14 protein-coding genes and 2 pseudogenes are annotated in these 23,196 nt (G+C 66.6%); 6 read left to right on the top strand and 10 right to left on the bottom strand.

From position 1 onward, the window contains the following. The 3 genes from U3649_RS03435 to U3649_RS03425 are packed head-to-tail and all read left to right on the top strand — an operon-like array spanning position 1 to position 2,703. Entirely contained in the window at positions 1 to 1,659 is a 1,659-nt protein-coding gene (locus U3649_RS03435; protein WP_407353492.1) for a DUF2357 domain-containing protein, read from the top strand. Next, positions 1,659 to 2,177 (top strand): very short patch repair endonuclease, encoded by a 519-nt coding sequence (locus U3649_RS03430; protein WP_407353491.1) that lies wholly within the window; start codon positions 1,659 to 1,661, stop codon positions 2,175 to 2,177. The genes U3649_RS03435 and U3649_RS03430 overlap by 1 nt, the downstream gene beginning before the upstream one ends. After that, positions 2,122 to 2,703, top strand: a complete 582-nt coding sequence (locus tag U3649_RS03425; RefSeq protein ID WP_407353490.1) for a hypothetical protein — start codon at positions 2,122 to 2,124, stop codon at positions 2,701 to 2,703. The genes U3649_RS03430 and U3649_RS03425 overlap by 56 nt, the downstream gene beginning before the upstream one ends. A 91-nt stretch (positions 2,704 to 2,794) precedes the next feature. Here the strand turns inward: U3649_RS03425 and U3649_RS03420 are convergent. Beyond that, positions 2,795 to 3,285 (bottom strand): annotated as a pseudogene (locus U3649_RS03420) (integrase core domain-containing protein); the annotation flags it as partial. Between the two features lie 655 nt (positions 3,286 to 3,940). Here U3649_RS03420 and U3649_RS03415 point away from each other — a divergent pair. The 3 genes from U3649_RS03415 to U3649_RS03405 are packed head-to-tail and all read left to right on the top strand — an operon-like array spanning position 3,941 to position 6,010. Continuing rightward, positions 3,941 to 4,906 (top strand): hypothetical protein, encoded by a 966-nt coding sequence (locus U3649_RS03415; RefSeq protein WP_407353489.1) that lies wholly within the window; start codon positions 3,941 to 3,943, stop codon positions 4,904 to 4,906. Between the two features lies 1 nt (position 4,907). Beyond that, on the top strand, positions 4,908 to 5,324 hold the full coding sequence (locus U3649_RS03410; RefSeq protein WP_407353488.1) for a hypothetical protein: 417 nt from the start codon (positions 4,908 to 4,910) through the stop codon (positions 5,322 to 5,324). Further along, on the top strand, positions 5,321 to 6,010 hold the full coding sequence (locus U3649_RS03405; RefSeq protein WP_407353487.1) for a hypothetical protein: 690 nt from the start codon (positions 5,321 to 5,323) through the stop codon (positions 6,008 to 6,010). The genes U3649_RS03410 and U3649_RS03405 overlap by 4 nt, the downstream gene beginning before the upstream one ends. A 301-nt stretch (positions 6,011 to 6,311) precedes the next feature. On the opposite strand, the gene U3649_RS03400 is transcribed toward U3649_RS03405, so the two are convergent. The 9 genes and pseudogenes from U3649_RS03400 to recC all read right to left on the bottom strand — a co-directional run bounded on the left by U3649_RS03400 (position 6,312) and on the right by recC (position 23,186). Next, positions 6,312 to 6,902 (bottom strand): hypothetical protein, encoded by a 591-nt coding sequence (locus tag U3649_RS03400; RefSeq protein ID WP_407353486.1) that lies wholly within the window; start codon positions 6,900 to 6,902, stop codon positions 6,312 to 6,314. Between the two features lie 232 nt (positions 6,903 to 7,134). After that, positions 7,135 to 8,209 (bottom strand): annotated as a pseudogene (locus U3649_RS03395) (ATP-binding domain-containing protein); the annotation flags it as partial. Positions 8,210 to 8,291: 82 nt separating this feature from the next. After that, positions 8,292 to 9,524, bottom strand: coding sequence for a sensor histidine kinase (locus tag U3649_RS03390; RefSeq protein ID WP_407353485.1), 1,233 nt, complete (start codon positions 9,522 to 9,524; stop codon positions 8,292 to 8,294). Beyond that, the gene (locus tag U3649_RS03385) at positions 9,524 to 10,201 is read right to left on the bottom strand and encodes a response regulator transcription factor (RefSeq protein WP_407354534.1); all 678 of its coding nucleotides are present in this window, start codon (positions 10,199 to 10,201) and stop codon (positions 9,524 to 9,526) included. The genes U3649_RS03390 and U3649_RS03385 overlap by 1 nt, the downstream gene beginning before the upstream one ends. A 41-nt stretch (positions 10,202 to 10,242) precedes the next feature. Continuing rightward, a complete protein-coding gene (locus U3649_RS03380; RefSeq protein WP_407353484.1) occupies positions 10,243 to 12,627 on the bottom strand; it encodes a TonB-dependent receptor in 2,385 nt (794 codons plus the stop codon). A 474-nt stretch (positions 12,628 to 13,101) separates the two neighbouring features. Further along, positions 13,102 to 13,947, bottom strand: coding sequence for a DNA damage-inducible protein D (gene dinD / locus U3649_RS03375; RefSeq protein WP_407353483.1), 846 nt, complete (start codon positions 13,945 to 13,947; stop codon positions 13,102 to 13,104). A 34-nt stretch (positions 13,948 to 13,981) separates the two neighbouring features. After that, the gene (recD, locus tag U3649_RS03370) at positions 13,982 to 15,949 is read right to left on the bottom strand and encodes an exodeoxyribonuclease V subunit alpha (protein ID WP_407353482.1); all 1,968 of its coding nucleotides are present in this window, start codon (positions 15,947 to 15,949) and stop codon (positions 13,982 to 13,984) included. After that, complete coding sequence (locus U3649_RS03365; RefSeq protein WP_407353481.1) at positions 15,946 to 19,773, bottom strand: UvrD-helicase domain-containing protein; 3,828 nt, start codon at positions 19,771 to 19,773, stop codon at positions 15,946 to 15,948. Before U3649_RS03365 ends, recD begins: the two co-directional genes overlap by 4 nt. Next, positions 19,770 to 23,186: an exodeoxyribonuclease V subunit gamma gene (gene recC, locus U3649_RS03360; protein WP_407353480.1), complete on the bottom strand. Its 3,417-nt coding sequence runs from the start codon at positions 23,184 to 23,186 to the stop codon at positions 19,770 to 19,772. The genes U3649_RS03365 and recC overlap by 4 nt, the downstream gene beginning before the upstream one ends. Between the last annotated feature and the right edge of the window lie 10 nt (positions 23,187 to 23,196).

Genomic DNA, 23,196 nt, shown 5'->3' with positions numbered 1-23,196 from the left:
ATGAGCACGCTCTACATCCAGAGCGAGGGCGGAGGGCCTGTCTGGCAGGTCTGGCCTTCGCAGGATGTGATCCCTGCCGGTGCCATCAGGGAAGGTTCGTCCTACCTGTTTGAACTGCGGGACAGTGACGATGCAATCGCTGCAGACCTGCTGATTGACGATATTCCTGCGGAAGCATTGCGCTCGCGGCAACCCAGGAATGCACGCTGGCGCTGGACACCAGGCTTCCATGCCGGCTCGGTAGAGGCAGTGCTCAGACTTCCCGGTGCAGGCATCCGTCGCTTCGAGATCACCACTGATCCGGACCTGCGCAAGCTTACCCGTGACGATTTTGACGCGATGGTGCGCGAAGTACTGGAAGACACTTTCGCGCTTTTCTCGCTCAGTGCTTTTCGCAAAGGTATTGCACGCCAATCTGGCAACCGGCCGCCGCCACTGGCCAGGCTGGAGTTCCTACGCTCGCGAGCAGACCAGATCACGAAATCCATCTCGGCAATCAGCCGTTCCCCCCGACATTTCCTGCGAGCAGAACAAGTCACCTTGCCCTATCACCGCGCTACACGTGCAACCGGGCCGGAGATCATCAAATCATTCAGGACCGGCCTTATTCGGACTGAAGCAAACGGGCCCTCCCGGTTGCCGGCCTCGCTCGGCGGACGCCTGCCTGCGCAGATCACGGTGCGGCAGCGTCGGAATAGTGTGGATATCCCAGAGCATCGGCAGATCAAAGCGTGTCTCAGATCCTGGGCAGCATGGCTGTCCGGTGTGGCTGATGTACTGGAAAAAACAGGCAGGGCCGGCGACCCGGAAATCTTCACGACCGCCGGCAGCTGGGCAATCCGCACCAGACATATCGCAAGAAGCTTGAACGACGCAGCCAGTTCAGGCTTCATGGCAGAAGTGGGTGGCGGCCCCGCGATGCTGCAGATGTCGCCGCTGTTCAGGAATGACCCCGCGTATAGCCGTTTTTACCGGCTGTGGCAGGACATGAACCTCGGACTTGCCGCTCTGTTCGGTGATTTCCTGCAGATGCCCCTGGCAAGAACGTACGAGCTGTATGAACTCTGGTGCTTCCTGCGCCTTCTGCGCGCCGCGGTCGAGGAGTACGGGCCGACCGGCGTTGATCTCAGTAGCTTGTTCACCACTGACGCGGCTGGGGGTGTGACGATTTCTGCAGGGGCTGTGACGGTCCCTATCGGGAGCGATAAGGCTTTATGTTTCCAACGGCAGTATCGCGAGTACTGGCTTGAGCCCGGTGGCGAAGGCAGCTTCAGCCGGACCATGGTGCCTGATGTAGTCCTCGCTGGTACTGGCCTCTGCGGTCCGGAAAAGTGGTTGATCGTGCTGGATGCGAAGTACCGCATCAATGAAGGACTGAACGACGCCCTCAACTCGATTCATACCTATCGCGACGCCCTGGTACAGGAAACGGGAGATGCAGAGATCGCGGGCGTTGTCACAGCTGCCTATCTGCTGACACCGTACGTTCCTACCCTTGAATCTGACTTCAAGAGAACGCCACTCCCCGGGCGGCTTTTCCACCCTCAGTACCGGGAAAGGTTCCGGTTCGGAGCAGTGACGCTACGCCCCGGTATGACCGCGGAAGAACTGCGCGATTCGCTTCGAACGATCGTCGCGGATGCCAACGGAACGCGGTGATGGTCGATGTACTGACGCCAGCGCAACGCCGGCTCAATATGAGCCGGATCCGCGGACGCGACACCAGGCCGGAGATGACCATCCGGCGCGGACTGCATGCCTGCGGCTTCCGTTACCGGCTTCAGGATCGCGCACTTCCCGGTCGGCCGGACCTGGTTTTCCCACGACACCGGGCCGTAATCTTTGTGCATGGTTGCTTCTGGCACGGCCACGATTGTCCGTTATTCAAACTTCCCGGCACCCGTAGGGGGTTCTGGGAAGCCAAGATCACGTCGAACCGCACTCGGGACGAGCGGGCTGTGGCAGCCCTGCTCGAACAGAGATGGCGGGTTGCAACGGTATGGGAATGCAGCCTAAGAGGCACCGGGAAGCTGGGTGGAGACGAGGTCATCAGGCTATGTCAAGCATTCCTGCTATCCAGGGAAACCATGCAAGTCAATATCCGGGGAATGAGTAGAGCGAATGAAGAACGACAACAAAACGTTGGAGAGGCGGTCAGCAAACCTGGATCTGCTTGATGACATTCAGCTACTCAAACTACGCGTCGCCGTGGATACAGAGGCCAGAAGACGGGGACTTAATTTCAATGTAGGCGAGGTCGGGGAGAACTTGGCAATCTCATTGTTCAAAGACCGACCTGACCTCCCGGTCCTGGCCCCCGCCCCTCGTGGCACCAAGAACATTGACGCGATCTCCCGAGAAGGGAATCGCTACTCAATCAAGACGCTCCAGAGAGCGAAGAAGACGGGGACCGTTTACCCTGACCCAGCGGATAAGGATCGGAGGCTTTTCGAGTTCATTCTTATTGTTTTGCTGAATGACGATCTGACTTTGAATAGAATCGTCGAGCTGAACTGGGAGCAATTCTGCGTCGTTCGAAGCTGGGACATCAGGATGAACGCATGGTACATAGCGCGCTCGAAACGGGCAATGGACTGTGGTCTCCAGATTTACCCGAAGCTTTCAAACTCAAGTCTGATCGCTCCTGAGGCCTCCCCTCCTCATGGGGAAGCGACCACCGAAATCATCTCGACAGCCGTTTGAATCTCGATCTTCTCTAATGGTGGCTGTACGTCTCCCGCGCCTGGACGCTGTGCGTACCGCACCTAGCGGTTGGCCCGACGTCCGCCCGTCTTCAGTAGCGGTCTGATCTGGAGTCCGGGTTTGCTGTAGCCGAGTCGGCCAGGCGTCGGGCATAGGCCGCCGGCGTCAGGCCGCCAAGTGCCTTCTTGGGTCGTTCCTCGCAGTATTCGCGTCGCCAGGTCTCGATCGGCGTCCGCGCATGGAGCAGGCTGGTGAACAAGTGCTCGTTGAGGCATTCGTCGCGCAGCCGGCCGTTGAACGATTCGACGTAGGCGTTCTGGTTCGGCTTGCCCGGCTCGATCAGCCGGAGCTGGATCCCGCGCTCATGGCCCAGGCGATCATTGCCTTGCCGCAAAACTCCTTGCCGTTGGCCCTCCGAATCACCTTGGGCAGGCCCCGGCTGAGCGCAAGCCGATCCAGCACGCGGCTGACGCCGTGGCCGCAGATCGCCCGCTCGACCTCGATCGCCACCGGCTCGTGCGTGGCATCGTCGACGATCACCAGTCACTTGATCACCCGGCCGTCCGCCGTCCGGTCGAACACGACACGGCGGCGGCCCAGTCGCACGGAGACGCGGGCAAATTTGCCGGCGATGGGGTTCGTGAGTCGCCACGAACGGCGCGAACCCGCGATGAGATCGCCTTGCTTACACGCTTTCGGACGCTGTCATCAGCACAGCGCCGGGGGTTGTTAGATCTTCTGGCGGAATAGAGGAAGCGCCCCAGCCACTAGGTACAGTGAAAGAATGGGGCGGAGGTATTACGTATGCTTCCAGATTGGTTGCCACCTTCCAAGCAGGGCGGAACTCCGATCTCCCCGTCGACAGCAGTGGCGGGGCCGACCAGCCCGCGCTGTCCCCTTCGTCAAGAGATACCTCGGCCAAGTGCTTGATGCAAAAGCCAACTACCCCTGCGCTATCCGTCGCTCCGACGATCGACTGTGTGGTCTGTCAGAAAAGGCATTTGATATCAATCACATAAGACGGACTTGCTAACTCTTGCGGAGCCTTGCGGCTTAGGTTCTGCGTCGACAAGGCGTGCTCCTGGCTTTGCGCTGCTTGGATAACCGGTCTCAGCGGTTAGACTCAACTTGAAGAGCCGAAGCGGAACGAGACAAGGGGGTGGGTGTGGAGCTTGCAGATCTATTAAACGGCTTGTACATGAGGGCACCATGGCTCTCGGCGGGTCGCCCGATTCTGATGGAAGCAGGATTCGCGATCGCTCGCGGATACAAGAACACCATCCACGGGGCTCTTCGAGAAGATGAGAATAATGACCGGCTCGCGAAGCTGCACGATCTCTTGGTTGAACATCTAGTCGCAGGCGAGAAGATGATTCAGTTCGTCAAACTTGAGCGGGGTGAACACGCCAAGTTGCGAACGTGGATCACGGGAAAACGGAAGACATCGAATCCTCTTACAGATGCGTTTCCGGGCGTCGCTCCCGTCGCTGAAATCGTGACTTGTCGCCATCAGGCTCCCTCCTCAGTGGGTACAGTGGATCTAAGCTCGGGACATGCCGCTCTGTACACCGCTAGCCGTTCGTATGTTGAGAGAGTCGAGCTACCCGCGTCGAAGCTGAAGGCGGATGCCGCAGCGGGATATGAAAGACTTGTTGGGTATAGGCGTGTTTACGTGCAGACGTATGAAGCGGTTTGGCTGCCGCCCGAAGGAAATTTTGTCTGTCTCGCTATTGATTCTCCCGTTGGCGTACCAATCCAGTTTGCGGACGCATCTCTAGCGGCGCTTTCGCATCAAGTTCGCTCGCAACTGGGTCGTAGCTTAAGTTTTTACAACCTGTGGCCTGCGGTCGAAGGCTTGTACCGGAGCAGCGAGGGGAAGCTCGTTGACTATGGTTTCTCTGTGGGGGGGCGGTCCGTCAATCATCACAAGGCCCGTCGGCGAACCGAATGTCTACGAAAGGCTGTATACGACTCCGCGGGAGCCGCCGCGGTCGGCGATGACCTGCAACTGTTTAAGGTTGCGATTCAATGGGCTCTGAGACAAACTTCTAGCCTCAAGAGTGAGCCTGAGTTACTCATTCCGGGCGTCGCCGCTGACTTGAATCGACCTATGGCTACGGTTAATCACGCCTTTCTTCGCAACAGTCTCAGCTCACGCGACTTGCAGTTCATATCATCCAAACTCATCACTCATATGAAATGAGATGGCGTCAATAGACCAAATCAGGAGCGCAGCAGAGCTTCTGCCAGACCGCGAAATGCGGGATCTCTGTGCCCGCATTATTGAGTCGGTTGGTCAGCGCAGAGGTCGATCTGAGAAAGCGTACTGGACATTCCAGAACTTTTCGTCGTGGGTGGACCGCGCTCCCGATGACGCGCTGCTGCAACGCTGTTTAATGTTCTTGGCCAGTCGAGACGGTACTCGCTTGCTTGACATGCACTTCCTGTTCTTCGACCCCGAACATCCTGAAGACCTTGGCGAGCCGATCGAGGATGATGAAGTTGCTGCGGCCATCAAGACTGGCTACTTGATCGCGCCAACAAGCGGCGACGAAGTTACAGACTTCGAGCGCTCGCTCGTCCCCTATTTTGTTCCAAGTGAGAGTCTCCAAGCCGGATGATGGTTACCCTGGAGGATCTTCGTCGGCAAACTGAAGGAACTGCGAGTGGAAGACTTCAGTTCGCGTTATCCATCTGGAGTATTTCGAAGCCAACTTATGACGAATGGGTCGCCCTCATCGAGGACGCAGTCAGCCATTTTTTGGCAGAGATCGCTTCCAGGAGGCACAACTTTCACGATATTGGAGAAGATCCTCTAACGTCGATTCTTGTGCTCCTGCTGCGGGCTGTTGGGCTTAGAGCATCAAGTGCTGTGGTAAATGGGAACTGCGACCTTAGTATTGAGTACGACTCCTATCGATGGCTCGGCGAAGCAAAGATTGGGGATGACGTGGGAAAGATTTATGGCGGCTACTTGCAGCTCACATCTCGTTACACAACCGGGTACCCAGAACAGAATGCAGGCGGGATTCTGCTCTATTGTGTAAAGAGCCAGGCATTGGCGGCGCTTGAGGGGTGGAAAGCGGCATTGCGTGAAGCTGTTCCAGCAGCTAACGTCACTGACGGAGAGCATCCGCTCAAATTTCGCTCTTCCGATACCTGTCAATCGACTGGATTGCCGCTTAGGCTTGTACATATGGCGATGGCACTGAAATTTGAACCGCAAGAAAATATAGGGAAGTTGACACCAGCCGCTCGCGGTAAAGCTCGAAACGCGAAAGCAAAAGCCAAGCTAAAGGGGAAGTGACGATCGTTCTCTAAAGGATGGTGCCCCACCAAGCTTTGGTGAATTGAATAGGTGGCCAGCGCCACTGGGTCGCCAATTGTCGTGTTCCCCGTAAAATCGGTCTAGCGGTAGCTGGAGGTCTCCGGGCGACGTCGACAAGCAACATCCCGGCAACCGGCTCAGGCGGACGGCCGTCGCCTTGAGCTCGGGGCTGTAGCAATACGTGGTTCTTGGGCCTGGTTTTGGCATGGGAACACTCTTGAAGTTAGACCAGGGTGTCCGCTGAACCGAAGGAAGCTCCGTGTCGGCTTGAAATGAACTGTTAGCGCGCATGCCCGTGCAGTGCGGCTGCGAGTATGACGTGATACGGAGGGTCAGCTTGTATGCCTGTGGATGCTTTGTCACGGACAATCTCAATCTCAGCGAGCAATGGTTGTAGGGATGTCTCAACCCGCTCTCCGTGCTGATTTTCGCTGATATAGATCAACTCGCTCTCGATAAGAGCCCGCCTCACGGCCTTGTCAGGTGTGCAGATGTACTCGTAGCCAGCGCGGTCGTCAAAAACCATTGAAATCAAGCTGCCAATGTCCTTTGCCGCCCAATTGTCTATGCGCTCGTCAATGTGCTCAATGTTGTCGCGCCCTGCGCGTTCCGCAAGATTCGGCAGCTCGGGCAGGTCAAGAGTCTCTTTAATTTCGGTGGCACGATCTCGACTGGATTGGCGTGCTGGATAGAGCACTTTTGAAATAATACCTACATGGCCGAGAAAGGCCGATACATTTGTCCAGACAAATAGAGTCTGCTTAGTTTCGGGATTGGCAAGGTATCGACGCAGCGTCGCGTGGCTGGCAACAGCAGAGAGGGACTGTGTTACCAGTTCGTCTAGGTACCAGAAGCGTTGACGGTTGTTCATGCGCGCTAACTAGCATTAAACCCCTTGATGGGGCATAGCACGAACTCTGCGCTCCGTGCCACGGGTCGTCAAATCGCGGATTTCGGCTGAGGTCCGGCGCTTGGCTCTGTTGTGGCGAATTGCGTGATGCTCTACCAGGGCGATATCCGGCGCACCGTCTGTCTATCGGATATAGCCGCGAGCTTCGGCCTATTTGGTGTCAAGGATCGGCGGATCTCCGAACTTAGTTCCCTCAAAACAGGACGCCCTGCTCCATTTCGCCATCGCGTCGTTCCTGTTCTGGCTGGGAAGGCTCTGACGGACCTGCCCCCAACCTCCACCCCAACCCCGACCACCGGCTCGCATGCCGCGCCAGCGCCTCGGCGATGACACCGGCCCTGCCGGCCAGGTGCAGGGCGCGGCGGGCGCGGGTGAGGCCGGTATTAGACCAGCTCGCGGCTGAGCACGCGGTTGAAGCGGGCGGGCAGCAGCAGCCAGACCTCGTCGAACTCGGAGCCTTGCGCCTTGTGCACGGTCATGGCGAAGGCGCTTTCGTGGGCGGGCAGCGCGGCGGGGTGGAAGGGGCGCGGGTTACGCGGGTCGTCGCTGGGGAACCAGGCCATCAGGGGGCCGCTGTCGTCACGTAGGCAGATGCCGATGTCGCCGTTGAACAGGCGGTGGCGGTAGCTGTTCTCGGTGATGAGCAGCAGGCGGCCGTGGAAGTAACGGCTGGCGGTGGACGCGGGGCCGGCGCTGCGTCGGGTGCCGGCGAGCAGGTCTTCGATGCGGGCGTTGAGGCCGCGGGCGCCCTGGGGGCCTTCGCGCACGGCGGTGAGGATACGCAGGCGGGCGGCGCGGGCGAGGGCTTCGGCGGGGTCGGTGGTGTCGGCGAGCGCGGTCCAGTGGGCGAGCAGGTGGTCGCGGTGGGTCTGCAGGGGGTCGGTGTTGCCTTCGTGGAAATGCACGCCGGAGAGCTGGTCGCTGCGCAGCAGTGACAGGGCGGTGGTGGTGTCGCCTTCGCGGACGGCGGCGGCGAGTGGGGCGAGGTCGAGCGAGGCGCTCTGGCGGTAGCCGCGGGTGAGGTGGATGTGGCGGGCGGGGAAGGTGGGTGCGCGGGCTGCTGGGGGAAGAGCGCCCTCACCCGCGCCTTTGGCGCGACCTCTCCCGCGAGCGGGAGAGGTGAGCGCAACAGCAGCGGGAGCGGTGGCAACGCTTTTGGCGGCGGCGAGGATGCCGGCGAGCACGTCGCCCGCTTCCACCGAGGGCAGCTGGTCGGGATCGCCGAGCAGCACCAGGCGGGCGCGGTCGGGGCCGGCTTCGACCAGCTTGCCGTCCCACGCTGAGCGCCGGGTCTTTCGGTCGCGTTGGTTGCAAGGTACCTGCTGTTTGCGAAGGAGCAGTCTGTCGTGCTCACCACGAAAGACGGGCGGTCACACGCGCCTCGTCCACGTGCAGCGAAAATGCCCAGCCGTTGCGCTCACACAGTCGTTGAACGATGCCAAGACCCAGGCCATGTCCATTGGAGGAAGAGGAGCCCGCCGGCGTAAGCCGGCCAACTTCGTCACCGCCCAACAGATTGGTGACCAGCAGCTCGTGCTCCTTGATGAGAACCGTGATCGGTCCCTGTCCGCCGGGCGTTTGCTCGAACGCATTTCGAACCAGATTGGCGACCGCGATCAGGAAGGCCTGTGGATGGCCGCGAACGACTGGTGTTGCGACACTTTCGACGTCGACTTCGACGCACTTGCCGTTCAGCAGGTAACGCTGCTGGTCTACCGCCCGGCTCACCAGTGGCGCCACCAGGAACTGTTCGCCGTACAGCCCGTCGTCGGCTTCGCGAGCGACGCACAGGAACATTTCAATCGTGGACTTCATCTCGAGCGTCGCGCGCCGGATCCGATCCACCGCCTTCACGTCTTCGGCCGACAGATCACTTTGCTCCAACAACTCGAGCGCGCCTGTGATCACTGTGATCGGCGTCCGCAGCTCGTGGCTGGCAGAACCGGTGAAGTCCCGCTCTCGCACGACGAATGCGCTGATGCGCTCGAGCGTTTTCTCGATGGCCCCGGCGAGGACGCCCACCTCGTCCCCTCCGAACCGGCTGGACTCGATGAGCTTGTGGTCTCCGGCCGACAGATGTTCCAGGTCGATCTCCGCGACCACCTCGGCGAGCTGCACCACCGGGGCGACCGCTCTCCGCATCACCAGGACTCCCAGCCCGAAACCCAGAGCACCGAGCACTCCCACGACAGCAGTGATGACGAGGAGCCACCACCAGTCCTCGGAGGACGCAGCCTCGATCCCGGCGACATCGAACACCACGAACGCGCGTCGCTGTGCATTGTCGGTGGGGATGACCGCAACATGCAGCTCTTCGGCGACGAACTCGTACGTGCCCTCGTCAGGATCTGTGAGCGCCCATGCCCTCAGTGGTTCCGGCAGGCTCCCGGCGTCGTCGTATCCCCGAAGGGTCGTCGTGAGATCGGGATAGCTCTCACTGGCGCGCTGCAGCTGGTTGACCAGCACGCGGTCTTCGCTGAGCCTGATTGCGCCGTAGAACGCGAACCCCCAGGCCACGCTGAGCGCGACAACACACAGCGCGAACGCATACTCGACACGCTTGCGCAGACTGTGCCGCAGCACTACTGGCCGTCCTCCGCAATCCGGTATCCGATGCGGTGCACTGTGTGGATCAGCGGCCGATCGAACGGCCGGTCGATTGCCTGCCGCAGCTTGTACATGTGCGAACGAAGCGCATCGCCATCCGGCCGCTCGTCGGCCCACAGCAGCGTTTCGAGCTCGTCGCGATTCACGACCGACGGGGCCTCTTCCATCAATCGTCGCAGCAGCTTCATTCCGGCGGGATTGATCTCGACGCGCCGCCCCGCCCGGTGCACCTGCAGCGTGGACCTGTTCAACGTCAGGTCGCCGACTGTCAACAGGTTGTCGCCATTGCGGTGACTGCGCTTGTAAAGGGCCCGCAGGCGCGCATGCAGCTCCTGCAGTGCGAATGGCTTGACCAGGTAGTCATCGGCGCCGGCGTCGAACCCCTTGAGCCTGTCGTCGAGCGTGTCCCTCGCCGTCAACATGAGGACGGGCGTCTCGACCCCGGCATCGGCTCGCAGGCTCTGGCAAAACGAGAGGCCGTCCATCCTCGGAATCATCAGGTCCAGAACGATGACGTCGAACGGATTGTTCAACGCCAGGTTCATTGCGGTGACGCCGTCGTGGGCGAAATCCAGGACATAGCCGAGCTTTTCGAGGTACGCGGCAATGTTCGCGCAGATGTCGCGGTTGTCCTCGACGATCAACGCCCTGATCGGCGCCGCATCAAGAGCGCGTGCCATCTGCCGCCTCCCTTCTACCAGGCGTAGTCTAGCCGAAGTCCGATCAGCGGCTCGGCTTCGCTGTCGTCCTTCACGTTGACACCCCTGCGGTAGTCGAACTCGGTGTCGTCGGTCGACGACGCCGACGTGAGGTTGATGACATCGAGGAAGGCCGTGACGTCTATGGGGCCGAATGCGCGCCGGTAGTCGACGCGGGCGTTCAGCACGCCGTAGCCGGATCTGCGACCGACGCCGCGCTCGGTCGTCTCCCTCGAGTAGCGCAGGGGTTGTCCGGGGCCCAGCACGTCTTCGTGGATGATGTAGGCGTCTTCCGGCCTGCCGGACAGATACTTGTAACGCGCGGCCACCTTCCAGCGGTCGGTGATTTCCCAGGTCAGCCCGAGGGTCGCCACGTGCTCCCGACTGAACTCGTCGGCGACGGCGCCACGGCCGTCCTTCCGGTCCACTTCCGCATCGTTGTAGGAGTAGGTCGCGGTCGTGTAGAGGCCTTCGCGGATCGTGCCCTTGACCACGACATCGAAGCCGTACGACGTGCCATCGCCAATGTTGGCGAACGTCCCGCTCGCCCGATCCAGATCGACCACGAGATTGGAGAGGTCCTGGTAATAGGCTTCCGTCAACACCGACCAGCGATCGTTCGGGAAGTACTCGAGGCCGAAACTCCCGTGCGTGATCTTCTCGTTTTCGAGCGTGTTCGCCGCGTTGGCCGCGAGGTCGAGGAACCGTGGCGACTGATGGAAGAGCCCTGCAGTCGCGAAGTATCTGACGCTTCGGCTCGGCTGCCAGTTGACCCTGAACCTGGGCGACACGAGGCTTTCGTCGGTCAGGCCGTCCCGTTCCAACCGTACGCCTGTGCGGATATCCCACGCGCCGCGCTTGAACGCCTGGTCCACATAGCCTGCGTAATTCGTCGCTTTCCGGCTCAGCGAGGAGTTGATGTTGTCCGGCGTCAGCACGATGAAGCGCTGCTCGGGGTCCGGCCTGAAGTCATCGCTGTCGTAGACGTACCGGATCCAGTCCCCATCCAGCACGGTGCTGTAGTCCAGTTCGATCTGCGTCAGCTGGACGCCTGCACTGAACGCGCCCCATCGATTCACCGTCCCGAAGTCGCTTCGCCAGCCGATCTCGGTCTCATCTTCGGTCACGGTCATGATGTTTTCCCGCACCGGAAAACTGGAGGCTGGCGATCCGGGCGGCACGAGATCGGGAAATGCTTCGCCCTCTGAGCTGATCTTGTTGCTGGCCCGGTGGTAGACCTTGTTGGTCCAGACGGCGTCCTCACCGATCAATGACCGCAGGGTCAGCCCGTACAGGTCGCTGTCCTGTTCGAAGTCGAGAAGCGATGCATCTTCGAAGTTGGGCGACTCGAAGACGTGGGTCACGTCGCGGGTGTATGTCTCGCGCGTATCGACGAGCAGCACCTCGAGCGTGTTCGACTGGTTGATCGGCACAACCGACTTGACGATGACATCCCTCAAGACAGGGTTTCCGATGTCCAGTTCCTCGATAGTTTCAAAGAAGGAACCGAAATCGAGTCGACGGGCGGACACGAGCACGGTGGAATCTTCAGTGATGCCGAGCGGCCCGTCGTAGCCGACTTCCTGGCCTGCAAGGTCGAGGCGCAGGCTGGCTGACGGGCTTGGATTGCCGCCGGCGACTTCGAGCTTGAGCAGCGATCCAGCTCGGCCGCCATACGCAGGGCCCCACCCGCCCGGCGAGAACTCGGCGCCACTGATGACGTTCGGTGCGAAGATCGAGAAACGGCCGCCGCCGCCGACGTCCTCGTCCTCACCCAGCGTCGCGTCGAAGTGCACCGCCTTGTCGAAGGGGAACTCGTCGACGAAGATCAGGTTATCGCGGGGGCCCCGGCCGCGTACGCTGAAGGCTGCGAACTCGCTGGCGGACGCCAGGCCAGGCAGGCCGTCCAGCGAGAGGAGTGGATCTGCGCCACCGCCAACCGCGCTTCGCAATGCTTCCCGATCGAGATAGGTGCTGGAAGGCGATGCCAATCCATCGATTGGCCGCGCCTGGACCACCACTTCCTCCAGCAGCGGAATGCCCAGTTCGAATTCGACCCGGGAGTTCTTCCGCGTAATCACGCGTACGCTTGGCTCGTGGATCGGAGCGAACCCGGCCTTGGTGATGTTGACCGTGTAGAGGCCGGGGTCGAGCTGTTCGACGAGGAGGCGACCTTGCGCGTCGGTTTCCAGGGTCCGCGCGGCGTCGGTTTCCCGTTCCGTGATCGTGACCCTCGCGTTCGGAAGTGGCCGGTCGGTCGTCTGGTCCCTGACGATGATGGTCAGGGCACCGGGTGCCTCGGCTGCGTGCGTGACCAGTGGAACGCCGATCAACTGCGCCGAGAGCGCCAAACACAATGCCCGTCGCGCGTGCCTGCTCATATCGCTCTGCCTCCAGGAATGGGCCGTCTCGCTTCATGAAGCGATGCGAGATTAACGAGGCAAATGTCGCCAAAAGGTCGCCGGCCCGGCGCGGCAGCGACTGCCAATGCCGGTGTGCGTGCGCTCGATACGCATCCGTGTGCGCTCCAGCTGCCGCCCGGCGACCGGAACAACGTCGCCAAGGCCACCCGAGGTTCGGTCTTCACATCGAACTCGCAGGTCCATTCGGAGCTGCGTTCGGCGACTACTCGACGGACTGCTTCGGGTCGAGTGCGGCCACTCGGCCGGCGAGCAGGCCTTCGATGCGGGCGTTAAGGCCGCGGGCGCCTTGGGGGCCTTCGCGCACGGCGGTGACGAACGGCAGCAGGTTGTCGGCGTGGTGGCATTCCTCGACACCTGGGGACTGGCTGCGCTGATGGAGTGGGGTTCAGGCGCCTCCTGGCGCAACTGGATCCGCTCTGCGCTTGCTGCGCGTCAATCGTCCAGGGCTTCCGGCTTCTTGAGCGCCTTCTTGTCTTCGGCCGTCAAGCGGCGCTCAACCTTCCTGACGTCTTCTTCCGGGGAGAGGTTCTCCGGAACGATGCCGCGGCCAAGCAGGGTGTTGCGCACCGCCCGGTTGTTGGACACGTGTTCCTGCGAAATCGCGGATTCGCTGCGCATGCGTTGCTCGCGTGCGTTGTGGATGGTGATCTCGGTGGCGAAGTCCTTGGCCTTGAGGATCAGCGTGGGCGCGAAATCGGCCAAGGGGCGGCTGGCGGGCACCTGCCAGCGCTGCTTCATGTCCTGCGTGTTGCGGCCGAACAGCGCGTGGTCGCCCTTGCTGCGGATCGTGGCGAAGTCCTGGTTGCCGCCGGTCTGCTGGTAGATCACGCCGGATAGTTCCTTCTCGGTTTCGCTCAGCTTGCGGCGCGCCTGCAAGCGCTCGGTTTCGAGCAGGCGTTGTTCGATCAGTTCGGCGCGACGGGTCTGCAACGCGAAGTAGGTCTGCGCGAACGCGATTTCCTGCTTGCGCGGGTCGCCGTTCTGGGCAACCAGGTAGCAGGCGTAACGCGTGAGCATGATGTCGTCGACCTCGCGCTGGCTGCCGGATCCCAGGTCGACCATTTTGTTGACGCCAACAAAATGGTCTGAGACCTCATGCCCCGAGACCTCGCAGGCGGTCTTTGCCTTCGAGATCACGTTGCTCGAGAAGTTCCGCCACTCGGTATACCCGAGCAGGTGCTGCAGATCGCGGGCCAGCCAGAATTCGACGCCGCCGTCGGTCCTGTTGGAATGCGCCTCGAAGCTTTCGGTGAGATTGTGGACAAGGTCCTTCTTCATCTCTTCTCTCCTTCCATGTGCGTGCTTGGGATCTTCAGCCTACCGCGTTGCCACCCAACCGCCACCCCAAACCCGACCATCGTTCCGCATGCCGCAACAGCGCCTCGCGCAGGGTGGCTTCGCTGGCCGCCAAGTGCAGTTCGCTGCGGGCGCGGGTGACGCCGGTGTAGACCAGCTCCCGCGACAGCACGCGGTTGAAGCGCTCCGGTAGCACCAGCCACACCTCGTCGAACTCGCTGCCCTGGGCCTTGTGCACGGTCATGGCGAAGGCGCTGTCGTGCGCGGGGAGCGCGGCGGGGTGGAAGGGGCGCGGGTTACGTGGATCGTCGCCGGGGAACCAGGCCATCAAGGTGCCGCCGTCATCGCGCAGGCAGATGCCGATGTCGCCGTTGAACAGGCGGTGGCGGTAGCTGTTCTCGGTGATCAGCAGCAGGCGGCCGTGGAAATAGCGGTTGGCGGTGGACGCGGGGCCGGCGCCGCGGCGGGTGCCGGCCAGCAGGTCTTCGATGCGGGCGTTGAGGCCGCGGGCGCCCTGGGGGCCTTCGCGCACGGCGGTGAGGATGCGCAGGCGGGTGGCGCGGGCGAGGGCTTCGGCGGGGTCGGTGGTGTCGGCGAGGGCGGTCCAGTGCGCGAGCAGGTGGTCGCGGTGGGATTGCAGGGGGTCGGTGTTGCCTTCGTGGAAGTGGACGCCGGAGAGCTGGCCGCTGCGCAGCAGCGACAGGGCGGTGGCGGTGTCGCCTTCGCGCACGGCGGCGGCGAGGGGGGCGAGGTCGAGCGTGGCGCTCTGGCGGTAGCCGCGGGTGAGGTGGATGTGGCGGGCGGGGAAGGTGGGTGCGTGGGCTGCTGGGGGAAGAGCGCCCTCACCCGCGCCTTCGGCGCGACCTCTCCCGCGAGCGGGAGAGGTGACCGCGACAGCAGCGGGAGCGGTGGCAACGCTTTGGGCGGCGGCGAGGATGCCGGCGAGCACGTCGCCCGCTTCCACCGAGGGCAGCTGGTCGGGGTCGCCGAGCAGGACCAGGCGGGCGCCGTCGGGCACGGCTTCGACCAGCTTGGCCATCAGCGGCAGGTCGATCATCGAGGCTTCGTCCACCACCACCACGTCGAACGGCAGCGGGTTGTCGGCGTGGTGGCGGAAGGCGGGTGAGTCGGGGATGGTGCCGAGCAGGCGGTGCAGGGTGGTGCCGGTGGTGGGCAGCTGGGCGGCGAGTGCGGGGTCGATGCCGAGCGTGGGCAGGGCTTGCACGGCGTTGCGCACGCTTTCGGCCATGCGCTCGGCGGCGCGGCCGGTGGGGGCGGCCAGGGCGATGCGCGGCGGCGGGGCGCCGGCGCCCGTGGCCTGGGCGATGAGCGCCACCAGCATGCGGGTGATGGTGGTGGTCTTGCCGGTGCCGGGACCGCCGGTGATGAGCAGGAGGGTGTGGTTCAGGGCGGCGGTGACGGCCTGGGCTTGCAGGTCGTCGGTGGGTGGCGCGGGGGTGCCCCCTTCTGCCCCCGGATCAGGTCCGGGGCGGGCTCTGCGGGCCTCTTCCCCCGTGAACGGGGGAAGAGATCGGGCCGGGGCATCTTCGGGCGTGGCCGGGGGAAGCGACTGGGCGGGAGAGGAGACCGGGGCGCTGCCGATGCGGTGGAGGCCGGCGGCCAGGCGGCGTTCGTATTCGCGGTAGCGGCGCAGGTAGAGGAGGCCGTGTTCGTACACGAGCGGGGCGTCGGGGGCGGATTCCGCGGCGCCGGTGTCGGGGTGGGCGACCCAGCGGGATGCGGCGAGGTCGGCGCGCCATGCATCGGGTTGCGGCCAGTCGATGTCGGCTTCCACCAGGCGGCGGGGGTGCGCGGGGTCGAAGCCGGCGTGGCCGGCCGCGACCGCCAGCGAAGCGAGCGCGGCGGCGGCGAGCACGCTGTCGGGGGTGTCCGGGTCCAGGCGGCGCAGGCTCTGGGCGAAGGCGTGGTCGAGGGTGCGCAGGGCGCCGGCGGCGGCGAGGGCCTGGAGCAGGGAGGCGGTCATGGGGCGGTGCCGCCTGGGGTGCCCTCACCCCAACCCCTCTCCCGTGAACGGGAGAGGGGCTTGTTGGCGGGCTCCGGGGTGTTTGCGGGCTCGGGGCCGTTTTCAAGGTGGGGGGTGCCCTGGAACAAGGCGTCGAGGGCGTGGACCAGGTCTGGGTCGAAGCGCCAGGCGCGGATGCCGGGGGCGTCGGGGCGGGTGGCGTCGAGGCCGCGGCAGAAGAGGTAGCGGATGCCGCCGAAGTCGCGGGTGTAGTCGTAGCCGGTGGGGGTCGCGACTTCCGTCGCTCCCACAGGGGGGGGGGCAGGGGCGGCGTTGGTGGGGGCGCCCAGGCGGAAGCGGAGCCAGCGGTGCAGGGCGAGGGTGTAGATCAGGGCCTGCAGGTCGTATTCACTGTGGGCCATGGCCGCGTCCAAGTGGGCGGGGCCGTAGCCGGGCAGGCGGTTGCTCTTGTAGTCGAGCAGGTACCAGCGGCCGTCGTGCCGATAGGTAAGGTCGATCAGGCCTGTCATCAGGCCTTCGAGCCTGCGGCGGGCGCCGAAGCCGGTGCGCGCGGTGAGCAGGCCGTGGCGGTGCAGCAGCGCCAGCAGGGCGTCGACCCGGGTGGGCGCGAGCGCGAACTGGAACTCGATCTCGGCCCGGCGCGCATCCTGCGGCACGTCGGCCAGGCGCACGCCTTCGGGCAGGGCGACGGTGAGTGTCTGGCCGACCAGCGGGGTGAGCACGGCGATGCCGTCGCCCAGGTCGGCGTCGGCGTAGCCGGCGGCGCGCAGGCGCTCGAGGATCACCTCGCCCTCGCCCGCCGGCGCCGGCATGCCGGGCGTCCAGCCGCGCCATTGCGCGAAATCGCTGCGCTCGAGCACGTCGTGCAGCACCACGCCGAAGCGGGCGCCGGCGAAGCGGCGGTCGTACGCCTCGATGTCGACGGCACCGGTTTCGCCCGCGGCATCGGGCTCGACGGCCGGTTCGTCGTGACCGCCGGAGGCGGGTTCGGTGGCCGCGCTGGACGCATCGCCGCCTGCCTCGGCGTTGGCCAGCTGGGTGAAGCTGTAGACCCACCAGTCGCTGGCGAGGCTGCGGGTGGCGATACGCGCGGGCGGCACTGTCTGGTTGGATTGCGGGGGCAGCCAGGGCAGCGCTTCGGGCGGTTCGCGATCGTCGATGTGCACGTCGGCGCCGAGCACTTCGCCGAGCGCGGCGGGGTCGGCGATCATCGGCGCCAGCGCGGCCTTGTCGTGGCAGTGGAAGCGGCCGCCGGCCAGCCACAGCGCGTGGCGCGCGCGGGTCAGGCCGACGTAGAGCAGGCGCGCGTCCTCGGCGCGCTGCGCCTGCAGCCAGCGCTGCTTGGCGTCGTCCCAGCCGCTTGCGGCCGGCAGCAACTTCCAGTGCAGCGCGCGGCCGTCGTCGCCGGCCACGGTGACGTGCCGGCCGGCGTCGCGCGGGCGGCCGCCGATACCTGCGAACGGCAGGAACACCAGTGGGTATTCCAGGCCCTTGCTCTTGTGCAGTGTGACCACCTGCACGCGGTGGGCGTCCGATTCCAGCCGCAGCAGTTGGCTGTCGTCGTCGGCGCTGGCGGCGGCGATCGCGCGGGCGAGCCAGTCGACCAGGCCGTGCAGGCCCAGCGCGCGGCCCTGCGCCTCCTGCAGCAGCTCGGCCAGTTGCAGGTAGTTGCTGAGCCGGCGCTCGCCGTCGAGCAGGCCGAGCAGGCGAGCGGCGTGTTCGGCGCAGAGGTCGCTGACCAGCGCGAGCGGTCCGCCGCGCTGCAGTCGGTCGCGCCAGCCGAGTGCGGCCAGCTGCCACCGGCGCAGCGCTTCGCCGTCCCGGTCGAGCGCGGCGATGGCCTGCGCGTCCTCGCCGACCAGCACCGTGGCCAGCGCGGTGCGCAGGCGGCTGTCGTCGGCGCCGTGCAGCAGCGCCAGCAGCAGGGCATGCACGTCGCGCGCCTCCGCCGTGGCGAACAGGCTCTGCCGCCCGGCGGCGACCGCCGGGATGCCGGCCAGCGCCAGCGCCTGGCGGATCCGCGTGGCCTCGTGGTGCGAGCGCACCAGCACCGCGATGTCGCCGGGCCGCACCGGGCGGCCGTCGATCGTCGCGCTGCCGGCGCGCGCATCGCCCAGCACGCCATGGATCGCGGCGACGCAGGCCCGGGTGGCGAGCTCGCGCGAGCGGCCGGCGCTGTAGGGCTTGACCTTGCCCTTGTGGTCGGGCGGAGGCTCCGGCGCCTGCCACAACGTCAACGCCGGCGCGGGCGCGCCGTCGCGCAGGAAATCCCCGTCCTGCCGCAGGCCGCCCGGGGCGACCGCGCGGAACGCGATGCGCGGGTCGACGAACGGCGCCTGGCCGGCGGCGTCGGCCTGGGCATACAGCGCGGCGATCGCGCGCAGCACGCCGGGGCGCGAGCGGAAGTTGAGCGACAGCGGCGGCGCTTCCTCGGCCGTGGCCTTGGCCGCGAGGTAGGTCTCGACATCGCCGCCGCGGAAGCCGTAGATCGCCTGCTTGGGATCGCCGATCACGAACAGCGCCGGCACCTGGCCGTACAGCCGCGCGCCGGCGGCGCCGAACACGTGGTCGAAGATGCGCCACTGGCGCGGGTCGGTGTCCTGGAACTCGTCCACCAGCGCCACGCGGTACTGGCGGCGGAGCGCGGCCACCAGCGACGCGGCGCGGGCGTGGGCGGCTTGCGCGCCGTCGTCGTCCGGGTCGGTGTCGAAGACATCGGCGACGCGGTCGATCAGGTCGTCGTAGGTCTGCACCCGCTGCTGCTGCTTGAAGCGGCCGACACGGCCGCGGGCGTCGCCGCGCAGCCGGTGCAGCAATTCGGTGCGGCGCACGTCGTGCCATTCGGCCACCGCGGCCAGCGCATCGAGGTAGGCGGGCACGGCATCGCAGACCGGAGAATCCGGCGTGCGGCCGGCGCCGGCCTTGCTGGTGCGCTGCTGCAGGGTGTCGCGGTGCAGCTGTGCCAGCTTGGGGTGCTCGAACGGCGCGTCGTAGTCGCCGCCTGCGCACCAGGCCTGCAGCGCATCGAACAGGGCCGCGATCCACTCGGCCTTGTAGCTGCCGCCGTGTAGCACCTTGGCTTCCACCGCCGCCAGCAGCGCGGCGCGGAAGTCGTCGCCATGGGCGCGGAACGCCTCGGCCAGCGCGGCGCCGGCGGCGCGCAGGCGCGGGCGCGGGTCGCCCGGCAGTTCCGCCAGCGCCGGGCGCAGCACCCGCTCGCGGACCAGCGGCGACAGGTCGCCGGCCAAGGCGGCGTGGCCGCCGGGCCAGAGCGCGAGCAGGTCGTCGGCGGCGTCGGGTCCGGCACCGTGCGAGCGCCACAGGTCGGCGGCGATCGCCTCGCGCAGCGCGGTGTCGTCGGTCATCAGCTCGGGGGCGTCGAAGCCCTGCCCCACCTCCAGCGCGTGCTCGCGCAGCACCCGCGCGCAGAAGCCGTGGATGGTGAAGACGGCGGCCAGGTCGATCTCGTCGGCGGCGGCGCGCAGGCGGCGGCGCAGGGCGTCCGCGCTTTCAGTGTCGCGCGCGAGGTGCGCGTCGATGATCGCGCGGGTGAGCGCGGCCTCGGGCGATGCATCGTCGGCGGCCGGGGCGCCGACGCTGTCCGCGGCCAGCAGCAGGCGCGTGCGGATGCGGCTGCGCAGTTCCTGGGTGGCGGCCTCGGTGTAGGTGACGGCGAGGATCTCGCCGAGCTTCAGCCCGCCCTCCACCACCAGCCGCACCACCAGCGTGGCCAGGGTGAAGGTCTTGCCGGTGCCGGCCGAGGCCTCGATGGCGCGCACGCCATCGAGCGGCAGCGCCAGGTAGGGATCGGCGACGGCGCTCACTCCGCGTCCTCGACGTCGAGGTCCGCGGCGAGCGCATGCAGCGCGGCGGCGTCGGTGCCGCCATACAGGGTGCCGGCGACCAGCGCGCCGAAGATGGTCATGGTCTGGTCGACGAAGTCGATCTGCGTGGCCTCGTCGGTGAACGGGTCGCGGCCGCGCAGCGCCAGGCGCAGCGCCTCGGTATTGCCCTCGCCCCAACCGCGGTCGCTGCCGCGCCATTTTTTCGCGGCGGCGTCGAGACCCTTCTCTAGCGAGTCGGCGGTGAACAGTTCCCAGCCGCTGTAGGGCGCGAACGTCAGCGGCGCGCGCAGGCCGGCGGCGCGCAGGGCGAGCAGGCGCGCGAGCAGCGCGCGGGCCTGTTCGGGCGCCAGCGCGTCGCGCGGGTGCGGGCCCTTGCCGGCGTCTCCGCCGTCGTGGAATTCGACCAGCGGCGCGTCGAGACCGGCGGCGCTGGCCAGCAGCCAGTCAAGGCCGTTGCGGATCGACGCGTTGCCGTTGGGCGGGTCGAAACGAAGCCGGGCGATGCCGTGCGGATAGACGTCGGCGATGCGGCCGTGCAGGCGCACGCCGTGTTGCGATCCGGGCAAGTCGATGTGGGCTTCGAGCCGCGGCGCGTCCGCCGCCGCGTCTTCGCGCCAGGCGCGGAACGCCTCGGCGTACTCCTCGACTTCGCTGCGCACCGCTTCCAGCGTGCGCCGGCCGAGCGGGCCGGAGGGCAGCAGCCCGCGCGCGCGCAGCAGCGCCTGGGTGGTGGCGTCGTCGTCGCCGCGCAGGCAGGCGTCGAACACCGCGCGCTGCAGCGCGTGCCGCGCCAGGCCGCGACCGGGGGCGAGCAGCGGTTCGACGTCGCCTTCCGGCGCCTCCACTTCGGCCAGGCGCATGCCGAGCCGGTGGCGCAGGAACGCATCGGCGGGCGCCTGCAGGAAGCGGCGCAGGGTGTCGAGCGACAGCGCGTCTTCTTCCGTTGCGTCGTCAGCCGGCGCGAGCGCGGCGCCGTCGAACCACGGCGGCAGCGGCGTGCGCCGCTGCGCCGGCTGCGACGCGGCCGGCCACCACTGCCGCCGGTACGAGAAACGGCGATCGTCGCCGGCGCCGAACGCGGCCGGCGCGAACGGCTGCAGCGGGTGGTGCACCACCAGGTCCGCGCCGGCCTTCGCCTGCGGCGCGTGCTGGGCGTCGGCGGCCTCGAGCAGTTCCGACACCAGCACCGAGGGCTCGCGGGCGCTGCCGTCGTTGGGGTCGGCGCCCTGGTAGCTGAGGTAGAGCACGTCCTGCGCGGCGGCGAACAGCTGCAGGAACAGGAAGCGGTCGTCCTCGCGGGTGGAGCGGTCGCCGGCCTTGCGCCGTTCGGTGCCGAGCTCGGCGGTGAGGCGGTTGAGGCCGGCGGCCGGGTCGCGGCGCGGGAAGTCGCCGTCGTTCATGCCGAGCAGGCAGATCGCGCGGAACGGCAGCAGCCGCATCGGCACCATGCGGCCGATGCTGACCCCGCCAGTGAGCAGCGGCGCGCGGGTGTCGGCCTCGCCCAGCGCGGCGGCGAAGTGCGCGCGCACCGCTTCGGCCGGCACCGGCGCATCGAAGCCGGCGCGGGCGGCGTCGGCGGCGAAGGCGTCGACCAGGCTGCGCAGCCGGTCCAGCGCGCGCTGCGCGGCGGGCGTGGCCGGCGGGCGCGGCAGCAGCGCATCGAGCAGGCGCAGCAGGCGGTCGCGCCAGTCGGCCGGCGGCATCGCCTCGGCCAGCAGGGTGGCGTGGCGCGCGAGTACACGCAGCAGCCGGATCAACGTGTCCAGCGCGTCGAGGGCGCTGCCTTCCAGCTCCGGCAGCGGTGACACGATCTGGCCGGACGCGGCGGCGATCGGCGCATCGCTGCCGCTGGCGTGGCCGAGCAGCAGGCGGTCGAGCGCGAACGCCCAGGTGTAGGCATCGTCCTGCGGCGCGTCCAGGCGCGCGCGGTGCGCGGCATCGAGGCCCCAGCGCGCGCCGGCTGCATGCAGCCAGGCGTGCAGCCGCGCGAACGCCGCGGCATCGAGCCCGGCCGATTCGGCCAGCGGCGGGCTGGCGAGCAGGTCCAGGGTTTCCTGCAGCCCGAAGCGCGCCACCGGCAGCGCCAGCAGGCGCAGGAACACCTCGGCCAGCGGTTCGCCGGCGAGCGGGCTGGCGTCGGCGACCGCGTAGGGAATGGCGTCGTCGCGGCCGGGGCGGGCGAACACCGCGTCGAGGTACGGCAGGTAGGGATCGATGTCCGGCGCCAGCACCGCGACCTCGCGCGGCTGCAGCGGCGGGTCGAAGCGGGCGTCCTCGAACAGCGCGCGCAGCTGGTCGTGCAACACCTGCAGCTCGCGCAGGCGGGTGTGGCAGGCGTGCACCTGCAGGCTGGGGTCGTCGCGGCGCACGGCGGGCAAGCGCGTGCGCGGGTCGTCCGCGGTCGGCGCCGGCGGCGGCGACGGCCGGCGGTGGAACAGGTCCGACTGCAGCCGCCGCAGCAGGCTGCCCTGCAGCACGCCGCCGCCCTCGCCCGGATCGGCGTCGCCGCGGATCTCGAGGTCCGGGTGCACCACCTCGTAGCCGCCGAGCACGGCCATGAAGTCGCGGCCGGCATGTCCCCAGGCCTGCAGCAGCGGATTCTCGGAGCGGGCGGCATCGTCGTGCGCGGCCGCGGCGCCGCCGGCGCGCACGCGCTGCAGGTCGCCCCAGTAGTCGCGGCTCGGCGAGGGCACGTACAGGTGCAGCGTGCCGACGCGCGCCTGGGTGGCCAGCACCCGCAGCACGTCGGGCGAGACGTTGAGGGTGGCGAACGCGAACAGCCGCGGCGGCAGGCCGGCGGGCAGCGGCGCGGCGCGGGCCTCGAAGCGGTCGAGGTACTGCTGGATGCGCCGCGCGCGATGGCCGCGGCCGCGGGCGATGCGCCGCCACAGGATCGCCTGCGGATCGTCCGGCTCGGCGCCCGCCTCCCAGCGCAGCAGCCACTCGCGGCGCCAGGCCTGGTACTTCTCGAACACCGATGCCAGCTCGCCGGCCAGCGCCCACGCGCGCAGCGGGTCCGGACCCTCGACGTGCGCGCGCAGCGCCGCCAGCGCGGGCTGCGCCATGAACCCCGGGTCGGTCAGCGCGGCGTACAGGCGCCAGCGCAGCGTGGCCGCATCGGGTTCGTCCGTGGCCGGGCCGAGGTTGGCGGTGAGCGCGCGGGCGACGAATTCGCCCGGGGTCAGGAATTCGAGGTTCGCGGCGACCCCGTGCGCGGCGGCGAGCGTGGCCTGCAGCCAGCGGCGCATCGCCACCTGCGGGATCAGCACCGTGTCCGGCGTCAGCAGCGACTGCCCGTCCGCGGGTTCGCGCAGGGTTTCGGCCAGCAGGCCGGCGAGCACGTCGAGCGCATTGGAGTGGTACAGGCGGAAGTCGGGCGCGGCGCTGGTCATGAGCGATGCA

Origin of the sequence: Luteimonas sp. R10, from assembly GCF_045689605.1 — a bacterium.
Classification (GTDB): domain Bacteria; phylum Pseudomonadota; class Gammaproteobacteria; order Xanthomonadales; family Xanthomonadaceae; genus Luteimonas.
Note: the sequence above shows the minus strand (reverse complement) of the source record. Positions and strands in the feature narration are given on the sequence as shown.